This window comes from Streptomyces sp. NBC_01198, assembly GCF_036010485.1.
Classification (GTDB): domain Bacteria; phylum Actinomycetota; class Actinomycetes; order Streptomycetales; family Streptomycetaceae; genus Actinacidiphila.
The window spans coordinates 2437358-2454899 of sequence record NZ_CP108568.1; the positions used below are offsets into that span (position 1 = coordinate 2437358).

General features: G+C 72.6%; 17 protein-coding genes. 9 read left to right on the forward strand and 8 right to left on the reverse strand.

Translation table 11 applies throughout. The annotated features are described in order from the left end of the window. Positions 1-60 precede the first annotated feature (60 nt). The 4 genes from OG702_RS10790 to OG702_RS10805 are packed head-to-tail and all read right to left on the reverse strand — an operon-like array spanning position 61 to position 2885. A complete protein-coding gene (locus OG702_RS10790) occupies positions 61-780 on the reverse strand; it encodes an AIM24 family protein (protein ID WP_327288640.1) in 720 nt (239 codons plus the stop codon). Further along, positions 777-1427, reverse strand: coding sequence for an AIM24 family protein (locus OG702_RS10795; RefSeq protein ID WP_327288641.1), 651 nt, complete (start codon positions 1425-1427; stop codon positions 777-779). Before OG702_RS10795 ends, OG702_RS10790 begins: the two co-directional genes overlap by 4 nt. Further along, positions 1428-2066, reverse strand: coding sequence for an AIM24 family protein (locus OG702_RS10800; protein WP_327288642.1), 639 nt, complete (start codon positions 2064-2066; stop codon positions 1428-1430). It lies immediately after the preceding gene. A gap of 3 nt (positions 2067-2069) precedes the next feature. After that, positions 2070-2885 carry a DUF2127 domain-containing protein gene (locus OG702_RS10805; RefSeq protein WP_327288643.1) on the reverse strand — a complete coding sequence of 272 codons (816 nt, stop codon included), beginning with the start codon at positions 2883-2885 and terminating at the stop codon, positions 2070-2072. A gap of 210 nt (positions 2886-3095) precedes the next feature. On the opposite strand from OG702_RS10805, the gene OG702_RS10810 reads away from it, so the two are divergent. Both OG702_RS10810 and OG702_RS10815 read left to right on the forward strand, forming a co-directional pair. Then, positions 3096-3440 carry a DUF3817 domain-containing protein gene (locus tag OG702_RS10810; RefSeq protein ID WP_327288644.1) on the forward strand — a complete coding sequence of 115 codons (345 nt, stop codon included), beginning with the start codon at positions 3096-3098 and terminating at the stop codon, positions 3438-3440. Further along, complete coding sequence (locus tag OG702_RS10815; protein ID WP_327288645.1) at positions 3437-3730, forward strand: MTH1187 family thiamine-binding protein; 294 nt, start codon at positions 3437-3439, stop codon at positions 3728-3730. The genes OG702_RS10810 and OG702_RS10815 overlap by 4 nt, the downstream gene beginning before the upstream one ends. Positions 3731-3868: 138 nt before the next feature. Here the strand turns inward: OG702_RS10815 and OG702_RS10820 are convergent, their stop codons facing one another. After that, a complete protein-coding gene (locus OG702_RS10820; RefSeq protein ID WP_327293178.1) occupies positions 3869-4855 on the reverse strand; it encodes an ArsR/SmtB family transcription factor in 987 nt (328 codons plus the stop codon). 69 nt (positions 4856-4924) lie between these two features. Between OG702_RS10820 and OG702_RS10825 the strand changes: the two genes are divergently transcribed. After that, complete coding sequence (locus OG702_RS10825) at positions 4925-6247, forward strand: MFS transporter (protein WP_327288646.1); 1323 nt, start codon at positions 4925-4927, stop codon at positions 6245-6247. A 39-nt stretch (positions 6248-6286) separates the two neighbouring features. On the opposite strand, the gene meaB is transcribed toward OG702_RS10825, so the two are convergent. Then, entirely contained in the window at positions 6287-7243 is a 957-nt protein-coding gene (gene meaB / locus OG702_RS10830) for a methylmalonyl Co-A mutase-associated GTPase MeaB (RefSeq protein WP_327293179.1), read from the reverse strand. 91 nt (positions 7244-7334) lie between these two features. Next, the gene (locus tag OG702_RS10835; protein WP_327293180.1) at positions 7335-8510 is read right to left on the reverse strand and encodes an acetyl-CoA C-acetyltransferase; all 1176 of its coding nucleotides are present in this window, start codon (positions 8508-8510) and stop codon (positions 7335-7337) included. Between the two features lie 161 nt (positions 8511-8671). Here OG702_RS10835 and mce point away from each other — a divergent pair, with 161 nt between their 5' ends. The 5 genes from mce (at position 8672) to OG702_RS10860 (ending at position 15932) form a co-directional block, all read left to right on the forward strand. Further along, positions 8672-9166, forward strand: a complete 495-nt coding sequence (mce, locus tag OG702_RS10840; protein ID WP_327288647.1) for a methylmalonyl-CoA epimerase — start codon at positions 8672-8674, stop codon at positions 9164-9166. Between the two features lie 179 nt (positions 9167-9345). Then, on the forward strand, positions 9346-12909 hold the full coding sequence (gene scy, locus OG702_RS10845) for a polarized growth protein Scy (RefSeq protein ID WP_327288648.1): 3564 nt from the start codon (positions 9346-9348) through the stop codon (positions 12907-12909). Between the two features lie 105 nt (positions 12910-13014). Next, on the forward strand, positions 13015-13950 hold the full coding sequence (locus OG702_RS10850; RefSeq protein WP_327288649.1) for a cellulose-binding protein: 936 nt from the start codon (positions 13015-13017) through the stop codon (positions 13948-13950). Positions 13951-14050: 100 nt separating this feature from the next. Further along, the gene (locus OG702_RS10855) at positions 14051-15157 is read left to right on the forward strand and encodes an ABC transporter ATP-binding protein (RefSeq protein WP_327288650.1); all 1107 of its coding nucleotides are present in this window, start codon (positions 14051-14053) and stop codon (positions 15155-15157) included. A 1-nt stretch (position 15158) separates the two neighbouring features. Continuing rightward, a complete protein-coding gene (locus OG702_RS10860) occupies positions 15159-15932 on the forward strand; it encodes an ABC transporter permease (protein ID WP_327288651.1) in 774 nt (257 codons plus the stop codon). A gap of 37 nt (positions 15933-15969) precedes the next feature. On the opposite strand, the gene OG702_RS10865 is transcribed toward OG702_RS10860, so the two are convergent. Further along, positions 15970-16287 carry an ATP/GTP-binding protein gene (locus tag OG702_RS10865; RefSeq protein WP_327288652.1) on the reverse strand — a complete coding sequence of 106 codons (318 nt, stop codon included), beginning with the start codon at positions 16285-16287 and terminating at the stop codon, positions 15970-15972. Positions 16288-16462: 175 nt separating this feature from the next. Between OG702_RS10865 and OG702_RS10870 the strand changes: the two genes are divergently transcribed. Beyond that, positions 16463-17497 (forward strand): LLM class flavin-dependent oxidoreductase, encoded by a 1035-nt coding sequence (locus tag OG702_RS10870; protein ID WP_327288653.1) that lies wholly within the window; start codon positions 16463-16465, stop codon positions 17495-17497. Positions 17498-17542: the final 45 nt, after the last annotated feature.

Consider the following 17542-nt stretch of genomic DNA (forward strand, 5'->3'; position numbering starts at 1 on the left):
GTTGAATGCTGGATGACCGCCAGGGTAGCGGGGCGGTCACGTTCCGCAGCGGAGAGGCCCTCAGCGCCCGCCAGGCACTCCCGGCACGCCGGGACCCGCGGTGCCGGGGACGCCGCCGGTGTCGGTCGCGGCCATCAACTCCTCGGTGGACTGCAGCAGGACCTGCCCGGCGCCGGTGAACTCGAACTGGTGCTCCTCGCCCGACGCGCCGCCGATACCGGTCAGCGCCCTGATGCCGCCGAGGACGCCGCGCATGTACGCGTGGTCGTAGTGGTGGCAGGGGCTCGGGCAGTCGGCCCAGCCGACGAGGGCCTGCGGGTCGACCCGGATCGGCGGCTCCACGAAGTACACCGCGCCGTTTGAGGCGGCGACGAACTTGCCGGTGCCGATCAGGGTGAGGAAGCCCGGGATGATGGACTGCTTGAGCGCCAGGCCCGGTTGGAAGGCCAGCAGGTTGCCGGAGCGGATGGTGAGGTTGCCGTCGTCGAGGTCGTAGGAGTTGATGTCGTACGCCCGGTCGGCGAGCAGCATCTTGCCGCGGCCCTGCGCGACGACCCAGGCGGTGGCGTGCAGCGGGGAGTGGAAGTTCGCGGCGACGAGGTGGTCCAGCGGGCCGTGCCCGATGGCGTGGAAGTCGATCTGCCCGTAGTAGGCGATCATCTTCCCCTTCTGCAGGAACCACTGGCCGTCGAGGTCGACGCTGAAGGCGTACGGGTTGACGTTGTCGTTGGCGGGCAGCGTGTACGGGTCGTGGACGACCGGGCCTTCGGGGTGGCTCACAGCTTCTCCTCCGAGGCCTGTACGTAGACCGTGCCCTGGCCGCTGAGTTCGAGCTGGAAGGCCTCACCGGAGCCGCGGCCGACCATCTCGCGCCAGCCGACGGCGGTGGCGAGCTTGTTGCGCAGCTCGCCGCGGTGGGCGACGTAGGCCTGCGGGTCGACGTGCACGGGCCGGCCCGGGGAGACGGGGAGCTCGAAGACGCCGCCGTGGGCCATCACCGCGACCGAGCCCTTGCCCTGCAAGGTGGTGGTGAACAGGCCCTGGCCGGTGACCTGGCCGCGGATCACGCCCATCACCCCGCCCTGGGAGCCCATGAACATGGTGCCCTGGGCCAGCGACCCGTCGAAGGCGAGCAGCCGGTCGGCCTCCACGTAGAGGGTCTCGCCGGTCAGGTCGACGGTGTGGATGTGGTGGCCGCCGTGGCCGAACATCACCAGGCCGTCGCCCTCCACGGTCATCAGCGGGGTCGCCTCGTTGGCCACCCGGCGGCCGATCATCGACATCACCCCGCCCTGGCCGCCGACGATGCTGGGGGTGAAGGTGACCTCGCCGCGGTAGGCGAGCATCGCGCCGCGCTGGCTGAACATCCGCAGGCCGGGCACGATCCGGGCCTCCACCAGCTTGGAGTTGACACGGGTGAAGGCCATCTAGATCTGCCCTCCCACGGTGATCCGCTCGCTGGGCTGGACGTAGACCAGGCCCTCGCCCTCGAAGTGGATCTGGAAGCTCTCGCCCGACCCCTCCCCGATCAGGGTGCGCAGGCCGACCGAGGAGCGCAGTTGCTGGCGCAGGCTGCCGGTGTGGGCGACGTAGGCGCCGGGGTCCACCACCAGCGGGGTGCCCGCGGTCACCCGCAGCACGATGGCCGGGCCGTCGGACATGATCGCGGCCTGTCCGGTGCCCTCCACGGTGGTGGTGAACAGGCCGTTGCCCTGCGAGGCGCCGCGCAGCCCGGTGAAGGTGGTGCCGGTCCGCAGCGAGGGCTCGGTGACCAGCAGGTTGCTCGCCTCCACGTGGAGCTTGTCCCCGGCCAGCCCCACCAGGTTGATCTCGGTGGCGCGGTCGGCGAACCAGCAGGTGCCACGGCCCTTGACCTCCATCACCTCCATCGCCTCGCCGGTTATCCGCCGGGTGACCAGGCCGCGCAGGCCCTCGCCGCCGCCGGTCATCTTCTTGAACGTCATCTCGCCGTCGTAGGCGACCATGGCGCCCTTCTTGGCCCTGACCGCGTCGCCGGCCAGGTCGACGGCGAGGACCCGGGTGCTCTGGAGCCGGAAGGTCGCCACGGCTCAGCCGCTGTCGGCGGTCGTGCGCGGGCGTACCGGCAGCGGCTCGGGCGGTTCGCCGCTCTCGCCGGCGGCGTCCCGCACTTCGAGCAGCGAGGCGCTGCGGCGCTCCGCCTCGAAGGCCCGGTGGCCGCCGCGCAGGCCGAACAGCCGCTTGCCGAGCAGGATGTAGAGGACGGCGAGCACGTTGAGCGCGAGCGTGCCGATCTTGAAGTAGCTGATCTTCTCGGTGAGCTCGTAGACCTCGAGCGGCAGGAAGGCGGCGGTGGCGACGACCGTCAGGTACTCGGCCCAGCGCTTGGCCCACCACAGCCCGAAGCCCTCGACGATCTCGATCAGCGCGTAGCCGAGCAGCGCGGAGGCGACCACCTGCAGCGTGGACTTCTTGTAGTCGAAGGTCTTGCGGATGGTGTCCACGACCGGTGAGTGGTCCAGATCGTAGTGGAAGTGGTCGGCGACCGGGTTGAAGGCGGTGAGGTCGTCCTCGAACAGCTTGTGCACCGCGTCCTGGGAGTTGCTGAACTTCCACACCGCCCAGGCGGCGATCACGATCAGCAGGCCGCGCAGCACCCGCTCGATGGCCAGGAAGCGCAGGATGAACAGGTCGCGCAGCGCCCGGCCGCGCGGCACCAGCGGCGCCTGGTCGGCGGGACCGGTGCCGTGCGGCTCGCCCAGCACGAAGTCGCCGCAGCGCAGGCAGCGCCACACCTCGCCGACGGCGGTGCTGGCGTGCAGCCGGCTGCGCAGCCGCAGCTCGTCGGGTGCGTAGGTGATGTGACCCTTGCGGGAGCAGTGTCTGCGATCCCAGTCGATGCTCATCGTGTCCCGGTCCCCGTCGCGTGCGTACAGATGTCGTGGACATGGACGCTAGCGCCCGCCACGCGGTTTCCTACCCCCGGGGCCGGTCATCGATTCCCGGCGGTGATAATGGAACGATCCTTGTGATCACGTTCACAAGAGATCGTGCTCGCAGGATCCGGGCAGTCCGCTTGTCCGCTTTCCTCCCACCGTCCCGACAGTGAGGTTCCCGTGGATCTGAAGACCGCCGGCGCTCTGCGCAGGCTGCGCCTGATCTCTGCCGTGGAGGCGGTCTCGTTCCTGCTTCTGCTGGTCTGCTCGGTGCTCAAGCGCACCACCGACTTCGACGCGGTGCCGGTGATGGGCATGGTGCACGGCGTGCTGTTCATCGGCTACGTCGTCCTGTGGGCGCTGGCCTGGAACCAGACCCGCTGGGGCGTGCTGCGGGCGGCGTGGCTGCTCGTGCTGTCGGTGCTGCCCACCGGCGGCTTCTTCGCCGAGCGCACGCTGGCCCGCGAGTGCGAGGACGTGGTCGTCGCCGCCCGCGCGGAGGCCCAGCAGGCGGTCGGCGCATGATCGTCGCCTTCTCGATCACCCCGCTGGGCGTCGGCGAGGAGGTCGGCGAATACGTCGCGGACGCGGTGCGGGTGGTGCGCGAGTCGGGGCTGCCGAACCGTACGGACGCGATGTTCACCTCCGTCGAGGGCGACTGGGACGAGGTGATGGACGTGGTGAAGCGGGCGGTCGCCGCGGTCGAGGAGCGGGCGCCGCGGGTGTCGCTGGTCCTCAAGGCGGATCTGCGGCCCGGCGTCACGGCCGGCCTGGACTCCAAGGTCGCCACGGTGGAGCGTTATCTGGCCGGATGAGGTCCGTTTCCGGACATCTTCCCGTAGCACATCGGTCACGGTTCCGTCACGCGCGAACCGGGCGGGGACTACAAGCGGACTACGGTGATCCACTCGCCGCGGGCGGGCGGGAGGTGCCGGAGACGGGCTGGGCACGGTCTAGAGCGGCCCGCCGGTGGCGAGGGCGATGCCCAGCGCGGTGCGCTCGTAGAGCACCTGGTGCCCGTAGCGGCGCGAGGTCAGCAGGCCCGCGTCGCGCAGCACCGCGAGATGGGCAGACACCGACGACATCGCCATCACGTGCCGGTGCGCGAGCGCGGTGGTGGTGCTGGGGGCGTCGAGCCCGCTGAGGATCGCCGCCCGGTTGGCGCCGAGCAGCCGTACGAGAGTGGTGGACGCGGTCGGTCCGCCCGGTGCCCACAGGCCGCCGATGCCGCGCGCCGGGTAGATCACCAGCGGCTGCCAGGGCGGGTCGAAGGCGCTGCCCGCCTCGGGCCAGAAGAAGACGCTGGGCACGAGCACCAGGCCGCGCCCGCCCGGCTCGGGCAGCGGACCCATCGCTCCCGCGGTGGTCAGCGCACCCTCCGACCAGTGCAGTTTCGGGTGCAGCCCGGTGAAGAGCCGCTGCATTCCGCCGTCCGCGAGCCGCCTGGCGTGGTAGGCGACGTCGGCTTCGAGCACCGCCCGCAGCCGCGGCCAGTGCGGGGCGAGCAGCGCCGCCCACACGTGTTCGTACAGCCCCGCCACCTGCTTCACGGTCGCCGCCGGATCGGCCAGCATCGCCCGGCCCCTGCGGGTCTCGGCGGCGCCCGGGGTCTGGGCCAGCGCGGTGGCGATCTGCCGCCTGGCCACGTCGGGACGGGTGGCCCTGACGACGTCCAGTTCCTCGTCGAGACCGGCGAGCGGCACGTCCGGTATGGGTTGCAGGAAGTCCGGGCCGTAGCCGTGCTCGGGGGCCAGCAGCCACAGCGCGGCGAGGTCGAGACCGGCCGCTGCGGCTCTGACCTGCCGCAGCCAGGGCAGGTGGTGGCCGTGCCGGTCGGGGCGGGACAGGGTGCGCACCGCACCCTGCGCCTCACGCAGCGGCGAGATGGCAAAACGGCACCTCAGCAGGTCCTCAGCCGCAAAACGCATGCGAAGCGACATCATGACCCCCAAGATTCGGATGCAGGCGAAAGACTACACGTGGGGTCCCTGTGGCTCCAGGGTGATGACATGACAACGGACAGCGAGCACCCTCCACGCGGTCTCGACCACGCTTCGCCGGCCGGAGAAGAGCACGTGAACAACGCGGAGAACGCCTCCACCACCCCCGGCGGCGACAGCGACACCTCAATTGGATACGGTGCCGTCTTTTCCGTTCGTGAATTCCGGCCGATTTTCGCCGCGCACGTGCTGTCCCTGCTCGGCGGTGTACTCGCCGAGGTCGCGCTCGCCGTCCTGATCTTCGCCGAGACCGGTTCGGCCGTCCTGTCGGCCCTGGTCTTCGCCCTGACCTACCTGCCCTACGCGCTCAGCGGCCTGCTGCTGTCCGGTATCGCCGACCGCTACCCGTCCCGTCGCGTCCTGGTGACCTGCGACGTGCTGTCCGGCGGCTGCGTGGCCGCGATGGCGATACCCGGCGCGCCGGTGGCGGTGCTGTTCGCGCTGCGGGTCGCCGTCTCGCTGATCGCCCCGCTGTTCACCGGCACCCGGGCGGCGAGCCTGGCCGACATCCTGGAGGGCGAGCGCTACGTGCTCGGCCGGTCCCTGGTGCGGATCGTGGCCCAGGGCTCGCAGATCGCCGGCTTCGGGCTCGGCGGCCTGGTCCTGGTGTGGCTCTCCCCGCGCTCCGCGCTGCTGCTGACGGCCTGTACGTTCGCCGGGTCCGCGCTGCTGCTGCGGCTGGGCACCGCCGACCGCCCGGCCCGGGTCACCGGCAGCGGGCGGCTGATGCGCGAGTCGATCGCGTCGGCGGGCCGGCTGATGGCCGACCCGCGGATCAGGGCGCTGCTGCTGATGTGGTGGGTGCCGCCGATGTTCTTCATCGTCGCCGAGGGCCTGGCCGCGCCCTTCGCCAAGGCGGCCGGCATCGGCACGGTCGGCTTCGGCCTCTTCCTCGCGGCGATGCCGGCCGGCACCGCGGTGAGCGAGGTGCTGGCCGGCACGATGCTGTCGCCGTCCGCCCGGGACCGCATCGTGCTGCCGCTCGCCGGGATCTCGCTGCTGCCGCTGATCCTCTTCGCGCTCGACCCGTCGCTGCCGCTGGCCCTGGTGCTGCTGATCCTCACCGGGCTGTGCGCGGCCTACGCGCTGGGCATGGACCGGTGGTTCGTCAACGACGTGCCCGACCACATGCGCGGGCAGGCCATGTCGCTGCTCGGCGCCGGCCTGATGACCCTGCAGGGCCTGGGCATCACGATCGGCGGCGCCCTGGCCGAATGGGCGCCGCCCTACGCGGTCATCGCGGGTTCGGGCGTGGGCGGCACGCTGAGCGTGCTGCTGGTGCTGCGCTCGGTGCGGCGCACCCGGGGCATGCCGAGGGTGCGGACGGCCTGACGCCCACCTGCCGGTCAGACCCTACGATCCGGTCAGTGCCTACGATCCGGTCAGACCCGCGATCAGCTCGTCCGCGGCCGCGTACGGGTCGAGTTCGCCTGCCGTGACGCGGGCCGCGAGGGTCGGCAGGTGCTGGTCGCCGTGCAGGTCGCCGATCCGGGCCCGCAGGGCCGTCAGCGCGATGGTCTCGATCTCCCGGGCCGCGCGCTTGCGGCGGCGCTCGGTGAGCACGTCGTGCTCCTCCATCCAGGCGCGGTGCTTGTCCAGCGCCTGGACCACCTCCTCGATGCCCTCGCCGCGGGCGGCGACCGTCCTGACGATCGGCGGCCGCCAGTCGCCGGGGCCGCGGGCCTCGCCCAGGCCCAGCATGTGGTTGAGCTCGCGGGCGGTGGCGTCGGCGCCGTCCCGGTCGGCCTTGTTGACGACGTAGACGTCGCCGATCTCCAGGATCCCGGCTTTCGCGGCCTGGATGCCGTCGCCCATCCCCGGGGCGAGCAGCACCACCGAGGTGTCCGCCTGGGCGGCGATCTCGACCTCGGACTGGCCCACGCCGACCGTCTCGACCAGGATCACGTCGCAGCCGGCCGCGTCCAGCACCCGGATGGCCTGCGGGGCGGCCCAGGCCAGGCCGCCGAGGTGGCCGCGGGTGGCCATCGAGCGGATGTAGACGCCCGGGTCGGAGGCGTGCTCCGACATCCGCACCCGGTCGCCCAGCAGGGCGCCGCCGGAGAAGGGCGAGGACGGGTCGACCGCCAGCACCCCGACCCGGCGGCCCGCCTTGCGGTAGGCGCTGACCATGGCCGAGGTGGAGGTGGACTTGCCGACGCCGGGCGAACCGGTCAGGCCGACCACGTACGCGCCGCCGGTCAGCGGCGCGAGCGCGGCCATCACCTCCCGCAGTTGCGGGGACGCCCCCTCGACCAGCGAGATCAGCCGGGCCACCGCCCGCGGCCTGCCCTCCCGGGCCTGCTCGACCAGTGAGCGGACGTCCACCATCGCCGCTGCCCTTCCCTCGTCCATCGGTCTGTCGCCCTGTCGGTCTGTCGCTCTGCCGGCCGGTCGGCCGGTCAGCTGCCGGGCCGGCCGGTCAGTTCGCCGGCACGTGCAGGATCAGCGCGTCGCCCTGGCCGCCGCCGCCGCACAGCGCGGCGGCGCCCGTGCCGCCGCCGCGGCGGCGCAGCTCAAGGGCCAGATGCAGCACGATACGGGCTCCCGACATCCCGATGGGGTGGCCGAGGGCGATCGCGCCGCCGTTCACGTTCACCCTTTCGGGTTCCACCCCGAGGTCCTTCATGGACTGGACCGCGACGGCGGCGAAGGCCTCGTTGATCTCGATCAGGTCGAGATCGGCCACGGTCAGGCCCTCCTTGCCCAGCGCGTGGGCGATGGCGTTCGAGGGCTGGGACTGCAGCGAGTTGTCGGGGCCCGCGACGTTGCCGTGGGCGCCGATCTCGGCGATCCACGGCAGGCCGAGCTCCTCGGCCTTGGCGCGGCTCATGACCACCACGGCGGCGGCGCCGTCGGAGATCTGCGAGGCGGTGCCCGCGGTGATCGTGCCGTCCGCGGCGAAGGCCGGGCGCAGCCGGGCCAGCGACTCCGCGGTGGTCTCCGGGCGGATGCCCTCGTCCTTGGTGAAGATCACCGGGTCGCCCTTGCGCTGGGCGACCTCGACCGGGGTGATCTCGGCGTCGAACAGGCCGTTCTTCTGGGCGGCGGCGGCCCGCTGGTGGGACCGCGCGCCGAAGGCGTCCTGCGGGGCGCGCTCGATGCCGAGCCTGGCGTTGTGCTTCTCGGTGGACGCGCCCATCGCGACGTTCTCGTACGCGTCGGTGAGCCCGTCGTGGGCCATCGAGTCCAGCATCTCGATGGCGCCGTACTTGAAGCCGGCCCGGGACTTGGGCAGCAGGTGCGGGGCGTTGGTCATCGACTCCTGGCCGCCGGCCACCACGATGTCGAACTCGCCGGCCCTGATCAGCTGGTCGGCCAGCGCGATGGCGTCCAGGCCGGAGAGGCACACCTTGTTGACGGTGAGGGCGGGCACCGACATCGGGATGCCGGCCTTGACGGCGGCCTGGCGGGCCGGGATCTGGCCGGCGCCGGCCTGCAGCACCTGGCCCATGATCACGTACTGCACCTGGTCGCCGCCGATGCCGGCCCGTTCCAGCGCCGCCTTGATCGCGATTCCGCCGAGGTCGGCCCCGGAGAAGCCGCGCAGGCTGCCGAGCAGCCTGCCCATCGGGGTGCGGGCACCCGCGACGATCACCGAACGCGTCCTGTTGGTCATGGTGCGGCCCCTTCGGCTGACGAGAGGAGGTTAACGAGGGTTAGCGTCAATGTACTGGCGGGTAAAGCCCGCGTCATCCGGCGGAACGTGTGATGGCGCGCACGTTGCGTAATCACCGGCCCGTGCGGTGCACTGTCAGCATGCTGACTCGCATCGACCACATCGGGATCGCCTGCTTCGACCTCGACGCGACCGTCGAGTTCTACCGTGCCACGTACGGCTTCGAGGTGTTCCACAGCGAGGTGAACGACGAGCAGGGCGTGCGCGAGGCCATGCTCAAGATCAACGGGACCTCGGACGGCGGCGCCTCGTACCTGCAGCTGCTCGAACCGACCAGGGAGGACTCCGCGGTCGGCAAGTGGCTGGCGAAGAACGGCGAGGGCGTGCACCACGTCGCCTTCGGCACCGCGGACGTGGACACGGACTCCGCGGCCATCCGTGACAAGGGCGTCAGGGTGCTCTACGACGAGCCGCGGCGCGGTTCCATGGACTCCAGGATCACCTTCCTGCATCCGAAGGACTGCCACGGCGTGCTCACCGAACTGGTGACGGCGGCCGGTACGCACACGGGTGCGCACGGCCGGACCGGGCCCGAGGAGGGTCCCGCGGTCGTCCAGGACCCTCAGGACCACTGACCCAACCCCCGTCCTGCCCGGTAGAGTGACCGGGCCGACCGGGGTGGGCTCTGGGTACGCTCCCGCTCCGCGCCGTTGATCTGACACCATTCTTCCTATGGCCCTGGATTCACGCAGGGCCGCGAAGAATCTCACCCGGTTGGCGGGTGAGGACGCCAGGAGACCGATGGGACCGCGGAGTGCGGGGCAACGACAGCTACCGGGCTGACGACCAGCTCTCTCAGCTCGAAGCCGAGATGGACCGGCTTCGTACCGAGCGGGGCAAAGCGGTCGATCACGCCGACGACCTCGGATACCAGGTCGAGGTGCTGCGCGCCAAGCTGCACGAGGCGCGGCGCATGCTGGCGTCCCGTCCTGCCTACGACAACATCGGGCACCAGGCCGACCAGCTGCTGCGCAACGCGCAGATCCAGGCCGACCAGCTGCGCACCGACGCCGAGCGCGAGCTGCGCGAGGCCCGGGCGCAGACCCAGCGGCTGCTCCAGGAGCAGGCCGAGCACCAGTCGCGCTTCGAGGCCGAGTGGCACGCCGAGGCCATCGCCCGGCGGCGCCAGCTGGACGAGGAGCTCGCCGAGCGCCGGGCCAACGTCGAGACGCACGTCAACGAGAACGTGGCGTGGGCCGAGCAGCTGCGGGCCCGCAGCGAGTCGCAGGCCCGCCGACTGCTCGACGAGACCAGGGCGGAGTCCGAGGCGGCGCTGGCCGCCGCCCGCGCCGAGGCCACCCGGGTCGCCGAGCAGACCAGGGACCGGCTGACCGCCGACGCCCAGGCGGCCCGCGCGGAGGCCGAGCAGCTGCTGCGCAGGGCCCGCACCGACGCCGAGCGGCTGCTGACCGCCGCGTCCACCCAGGCGCAGGAGGCCACCAGCCAGGCCGAGCAGCTGCGCACCTCGACCCGCAGCGAGTCCGACGAGGCCAGGATCCGGGCCACCGAGCTGTCCCGGCTGGCCGAGGAGCGGGTCCGCGAGGCCGACGAGGCGCTGCGGGCGGCCACCGCGGAGGCCGAGCGGCTGCGCGAGGAGGCCACTGCGGGCGCCGCGAAGCGGCTGGCGGCCGCCGAGACGGAGAACGAGCAGCGCACCCGTACCGCCAGGGCCGAGATCGCCCGGATGGTCAACGAGGCGACGCGGGAGGCGGAGGCCGCCAAGGCGGAGGCCGAGCAGACCGTCGCCGACGCCCGGGCCGAGGCCGAGCGGATCCGCAGCGACGCCCAGGAGGCTGCCAGGGCCGCCGCGGCCGAGGACGCCGCGGCCCAGCTGGCGCAGGCCGCCCGCTCCGCCGAGGAGATCCTGACCAAGGCCTCCGAGGACGCCCGCTCCACCACCAAGGGCGCCGGCGAGGAGGCCGAGCGGATCCGCCGGGAGGCGGAGGCCGAGGCCGAGCGGCTGCGCAGCGAGGCGGAGGCCTCGGCGCAGGAGCTGCGCGGCGCCGCACAGGACGACACCGAGGAGTATCGGGCCAGGACGGTCGAGCTCCAGGAGGAGGCCAGGCGGCTGCGCGGCGAGGCCGAGCAGCTGCGGGCCGACGCGGTCGCCGAGGGCGAGCGGATCCGCGGCGAGGCCCGCCGCGAGGCGGTGCAGCAGATCGAGGAGGCCGCGAGCAAGGCCGAGGAGCTGCTGGCCAAGGCCAAGGCGGACGGCGACGAGCAGCGGCAGAGCGCGTCGGCCGAGGCCGAGCGGATGCGTACCGAGTCCCTGGAGCGGGCCTCGGTGCTGAACACCAAGGCCGAGGAGGCGCTGCGCGGCGCCCGCGCGGAAGCCGACGAGCTGCGCGCCGAGGCCGAGCGGCAGGGCGCCGCGGTCAAGGAGGCCGCCGAGCAGGCCGCCGCCGAGCAGCGGGCCGAGGCCGACACGATCGTGGCACGGATGCGCGAGGAGGCCGAGGTCGACCTGGCCCGGCTGCGCGAGGAGGCCGAGACCCGGGTCACCGCGGCCGAGCAGGCCCTGCGGGACGCGTCCGCCGAGGCGGACCGGATCCGCGCCGAGGCGGCCGAGGAGGCCGAGCGGCTGCGCCAGGAGACCGCCGAGCGGGTCCGTACGCTGCAGGAGCAGGCCGAGGCGGAGGCCGTACGGCTGCGCGACGAGGCGGCGGCCGACGCTGCGCAGACCCGCGCGGAGGGCGAGAACGTCGCGCTGCGCGTCCAGGCCGACGCGGCGGCGGAGGCCGAGCAGCGCAGGACCGAGGCGCAGGAGACCGCCGACCGGGTACGCGCCGAGGCCGCGGCCGCGGCGGAACGCCTCGGGGCGGAGGCGGCGGAAGCGCTGGCCGCGGCCCAGGAGGAGGCGTCAAGGCGGCGCAGGGAGGCCGAGGAACTGCTGGCCTCCGCACGGGGCGAGGCCGAGCAGGAGCGGGCGCGGGCCCGTGGCGAGAGCGACGAGCTGCTCGCGGCGGCCCGCAAGCGGGTCGAGGACGCGGCGGCCGAGGCCGACCGGCTGGCGGCCGAGGCGGAGCAGCGGGCGAGCGAGCTGGTCGCGGCGGCCGAGTCGACCGCGCAGCAGGTGCGGGACTCCGTCGCGCATCTGCACCAGGAGGCCGAGCAGGAGATCGCCGGGCTGCGTTCCGCGGCCGAGCACGCGGCCGACCGGATGCGCACCGAGGCGCAGGGCGAGGCCGACCGGCTGCACGCGGACGCCAACTCCGAGCGGGAGCGGGCCGGTCAGGACGCGTCGCGGATGCGCACCGAGGCCCAGGAGGAGTCGCAGGCCGCCAGGTCGCTGGCCGACCGTACGGTCACCGAGGCGATCGAGGAGGCCGACCGGCTGCGGTCCGAGGCCCGTGACGACGCCAACCGGATGCGGACGGACGCCGCGAACCAGGCCGACCAGCTGGTCGGCAAGGCCCGCGAGGAGTCCGACCGGCTGGGCCGGATGGCCAGGGAGGCGCTGCAGGGCGCGGAGCGGGAGGCCGAGGAGTCGCGGGCCGGCTCGCAGCGGATCCTGGACGAGGCCAGGGAGGCGGCCAACAAGCGCCGCAGCGAAGCGGCCGAGCAGGCCGACGAGTTGGTCGGCAAGGCGCAGGCCGAGGCCCGGCGTGTCGCCGAGTCCGCCGAGGAGCAGTCCGACACGATGGTCGCCGCGGCCCGTGGCGAGGCGGAGCGGCTGGTCAACGAGGCCACCGCCGAGGGCAACGGGCTGGTGGAGCGGGCCCGCACCGACGCCGACACGCTGCTCGGCGAGGCCCGCAGGGACGCCACCACCATCAGGGAGCGCACCGACGAGCTGCGCCGCCGGGTGGAGTCGGAAGTGGAGGCGCTGCACGACCGTTCCCGCAAGGAGGCGGCCGAGGCGATGCGGGTGGTCGGTGAACGGGTCGACAAGCTGGTCGCCGCGGCGACCGAACAGCTGCGGGAGGCCGAGCAGAAGGCCGCCGAGATCAAGTCCTCGGCGACGTCCGAGGCGAGCAAGGTCCGTATCGCGGCGGTGAAGAAGGTCGAAGGACTGCTCAAGGAGGCGGAGCAGAACAAGACCGAGGCGGAGCGGGAAGCGGAGCGGGTCAAGGGGGAGGCGCGTGCCGAGGCCGAGCGCATCGTGAGCGAGGGCCGGCGCGAGCTGGACACCCTGGTCCGCAGGCGCGAGGACATCAACGCGGAGATCGGCCGCGTCCAGGACGTGCTGGAGGCGCTGGAATCGTTCGAAGCACCGGGTGGCGCAGCCAAATCCACGAAGAGTACGGTCTCCGCGGGAGCGGCCGCCGGTTCCACTCGGACGGGCGGCAAGCGCAACGACGATGCTCCACTCGATTGAGCGGACATTCTCCCTGCCGAATGCGCAATGGCTCGGTGACACGCCGCTGAGCCCCCTAGGATTCCCTCTATCACCTCACCGGTCTGAATCATCGACAGGAACCCCATGAGCGACACTTCCTCCCCTTTCGGCTTCGAGCTCGTGCGTCGCGGATACGACCGCGGACAGGTGGACGACCGCATCACCAAGCTCGTCGCCGACCGTGACAGTGCACTGACCCGGATCACCGCGCTGGAGAAGCGCATCGAGGAACTGCATCTCGAGACCCAGAACGCCGCGGCTCAGGTGAACGACTCCGAGCCGTCCTACGCCGGCCTCGGCGCCCGGGTGGAGAAGATCCTCCGCCTGGCCGAGGAGGAGGCCAAGGACCTTCGCGAGGAGGCCCGTCGCGCCGCCGAGCAGCACCGCGAGCTGGCGGACTCCGCCGCCGCGCAGGTGCGCAACGACGCGGAGGCCTACGCGTCGGACCGCAAGTCCAAGGCCGAGGACGAGGGCGCCCGGATCGTCGACAAGGCGAAGGGTGACGCGACGCAGCTGCGCAGCGACGCCCAGAAGGACGCCCTGGCCAAGCGCGAGGAAGCTGACGCGCTGTTCGAGGAGACCCGCGCCAAGGCGGCCCAGGCCGCTGCCGACTTCGAGACCAACCTGGCCAAGCGCCGCGAGCAGTCCGAGCGCGACCTGGCGTCGCGTCAGGCCAAGGCGGAGAAGCGCCTGGCGGAGATCGAGCACCGCGCCGAGCAGCTGCGCCTTGAGGCGGAGAAGCTGCGTACGGACGCGGAGCGCCGGGCCCGCCAGACGGTGGAGACCGCGCAGCGCCAGTCCGAGGACATCGTCGCGGACGCGAACGCGAAGGCCGACCGGATCCGCAGCGAGTCCGAGCGCGAGCTGGCGGCGCTCACCAACCGCCGCGACAGCATCAACGCGCAGCTGACCAACGTCCGCGAGATGCTGGCCACGCTGACCGGTGCGGCCGTCGCCGCGGCCGGCTCCCCGGACGACGAGCCGATCTCGCGCGGCGTCCCGGCCCAGCAGTCCCGCTGACCCCGGATCTCCTGGGGAAAAGCGCTGTTCCACCGGTTTTCGCGGAACCCTCGTACGCTCGCGTGCGAGGGTTCCGCCGCGTCTTGCTAGCCTCGCCCCCATGATTGAGTTGCAGGGGCTCACCAAGCGGTACGGGGACAAGACCGCAGTCGACCATCTGACCTTCACCGTGCGCCCCGGCGTGGTGACCGGATTCCTCGGGCCGAACGGCGCGGGGAAGTCCACCACGATGCGGATGCTGCTCGGCCTGGACTCCCCGACCAGCGGCGACGTCCGTATCGACGGCAGGCACTACGCACAGCTCAGCGAGCCGCTCAAGCACATCGGGGCGCTGCTCGACGCGAAGTCGATCCACGGCGGGCGGACCGCGTACAACCATCTGCTGTGCATCGCGCAGTCCAACCGCATCCCGACCCACCGGGTCGGCGAGGTGCTGGAGACCGTCGGGCTCACGGCGGTGGCGCGCAAGCGCTCCAACGGCTTCTCGCTCGGCATGGGCCAGCGGCTGGGGATCGCCGCGGCGCTGCTGGGCGACCCGGAGATCCTGATGTTCGACGAGCCGGTCAACGGGCTCGACCCGGAGGGCATCCACTGGATCCGTAACCTCATGAAGGGGCTCGCCGCGCAGGGCCGTACGGTCTTCGTGTCCAGCCACCTGATGAGCGAGATGGCGCTGACCGCCGAGCACCTGATCGTGATCGGCCGCGGGCGGCTGCTGGCCGACACCTCGATGGCGGACTTCATCGAGAAGAACTCGCGCTCCTACGTGCGGCTGCGCACCCCGCAGCCGGAGCGGCTCAAGGACGTGCTCAGCGCGGCCGGCCACACCGTGGTGACCACCGGCGACGGTGCCTTCGAGATCACCGGTACGGACGCCGCCGAACTCGGCGACCTGGCCGCGCAGCACCAGCTGGTCCTGCACGAACTGAGCCCGCAGCGGGCGTCGTTGGAGGAAGCATTCATGCAACTGACCGCCGAGTCGGTCGAATACCACGCGCACGGCGAGGTGACGCCGGGCGCGCCCGCGCCGGTGCCCGTCGGGCAGGGGCAGCCGCAGTGGCAGCAAGGCGGGCAGCAGGTGCCGGCGCCGCCACCACCGCCGCAGGGCGGCCAGCCGCCGGCGCAGCCCGGGCAGCCGCCGCAGCAGCCCGGCGCCCAGCAGTGGGGCTCCCAGTGGCGCAACCCCAACTCCGGAAAGGGGCGTTGAGATGGCTGCACCGGCCGCGATCCTCCAGTCGGAGTGGACGAAGATCAGGTCCGTCCGCTCCACCATCTGGACCCTCGCCCTCGCCTTCATCGTGACCGTGGCCCTCGGCGCGATCATCTGCCTGGTCTTCAACAACACCTTCCATTCGCTGTCGCCCGAGGACCAGGCCACCTTCGACCCGACCGCCGTCGGCTTCTTCGGGATGAACCTCGGGCAGCTCGCGCTGATCGTCTTCGGTGTGCTGGTCATCTCCAGCGAGTACAGCACCGGCATGATCCGCACCTCGCTCGCCGCGGTGCCGCAGCGCGGCTCCTTCTACGCCAGCAAGGTCGCGGTGGCCGGCGCGCTGGCGCTGGTGGTCGGGATGGCCACCAGCTTCGTGGTCTTCTTCCTCGGCCAGGCGCTGCTGGGCTCGCACCGGGCGCACATCAGCGACCCCGGGGTGCTGCGCGCGGTGGTCGGCGCGGGGCTGTACATGACGCTGCTGGTGCTGCTGTGCGTGGGCGCCGCCTCGATGCTGCGCAGCCCGATGCTGGGCCTGGGCATCCTGATGCCGTTCTTCTTCCTGGTCTCGCCGATCCTGTCGGCGGTGCCGAAGGTGAAGACGGTCGCGCGCTACTTCCCCGACCAGGCGGGCCAGAAGATCATCCAGGTGGTGCCCGACACCGACAGCCACGCGTCCTACGGCCCCTGGGGCGGTATCGGCATCATGGCCGTGTGGGTCGTGGTGGCGCTGCTCGGCGGCTACCTGGTGCTCAGGCAGCGCGACGCCTGAGCCGTTCCGCCCGCGCCCCCGCGGGAGCGAGGCGCCGTCAGTACCTGGGCGCGTTACGGGACCGCTGCACCTTGCTGGTGCGGCGGTCCTTGGCGTTCCAGCACGCCCGGTGCCAGTGCCTGCGGTCGTCGAGGCCGTCGTACTCCCGCCAGGCCACCACGTGCCCGACGCCGGGCGGGATCTCCTGGTCACAGCCCGGGCACCGGTAGTGCTTGGCGGACGCGGCGCCGGCGATCGGCCGCACCACCCACTCCTCGCCCTGCCACTCCTCGGTGCCGGCCCCGCCGACCCCGGACTCCTGGCTGCCCTCCGCGGGGCGCCGGGCGCCGTGCGGGTGGTTACGTCGCGGCGACACGGGAACACCTCGCGCTCTGCTGGCTTCGCGGACGGCATCCAGGGTACGCGGGAAGTCCCCGGGTACCCGAACGGTCGCATCCGCCGCGTTACTGCCGAAAATCATGAAAACGCCGCAGAAGGCCGTGCCTTTGGCACGTGCCAGGCGTTAGTCATGACCAAGGAGGGAGTGGGCGATGCGCGTTGGGACGTTCGTACTCGCGGCTCAGTTCCCCGGTCAGGGCCAGGCGGAGCCGCTGCACCGGGCGATATCGACCGCGGAGGCGGCGGAGGCGGCGGGGCTGGACGCGGTGTGGCTGGCCGAGCACCATTTCGTGCCGTACGGGGTGTGCCCGTCGGCGGCGACCCTGGCCGCGCTGCTGCTCGGCAGGACCCGGCGGATCGGCGTCGGCACCGCGGTCAGCGTGCTGCCGACCGCGCACCCGGTGGCGCTGGGCGAGCAGGCGGCGCTGCTGCACCTGGCCTCCGGCGGCCGCTTCACCCTCGGGGTGGGGCGCGGCGGCCCCTGGGTGGACCTGGAGGTCTTCGGCGGCGGCAGGGCCGCGTACGAGCACGGCTTCCCCGAGTCGCTGGATCTGCTGCTGCGCTGGCTGCGGGAGCCCACGGTGGCCGCCCAGGGGCCGCGCTACGCGTTCCGCGAGGTGCCGGTGGTGCCGCGGCCCGACGAGCTGGCGCGGACGGGCGCCGGCGAGGGGCCGCCGGTGGTGGTGGCGTGCACGTCCCCCGGCACCGTGCGGCTGGCCGCCGAGCGCGGGCTGCCGATGCTGCTCGGCATGCACTGCGGCGACGAGGACAAGGCCGCGATGGTGGACCTGTGGCGGCGTGCCGCGCTGGCCGCCGGCCACTCCCCCGACGCGGTCGCCGCGGCCGGGCACGTGTCGGCCGGGGTCGCCCAGGTCGCCGACACCCGCGCGGAAGCGGTCGAGACGCTGCTCAAGGCGATGCCGGGCTGGCTCCAGCAGGGCCTGGCGGCGCATCGTACGGTCGACGGGCAGGCACGGGCGATGCGCGACCCGTACGCGTACACCGACCTGCTGTGCGGCCTGCACCCGGTCGGGCCGCCGCGGCTGTGCGCCGACCGCCTGGCGGCGACCGCGGAGGCCACCGGTATCACCCGCTTCGCCCTGCTGGTCGAGGGCTCGGGCGACCTCGCGGCGACCCTGCACAACGTCGCACGCCTCGGTGGTGACGTGCTCCCGGAACTGGCCTGATCACATGTGCACGGCCGGTGTCGGGAGCACGCCCCGTTGTGCCGG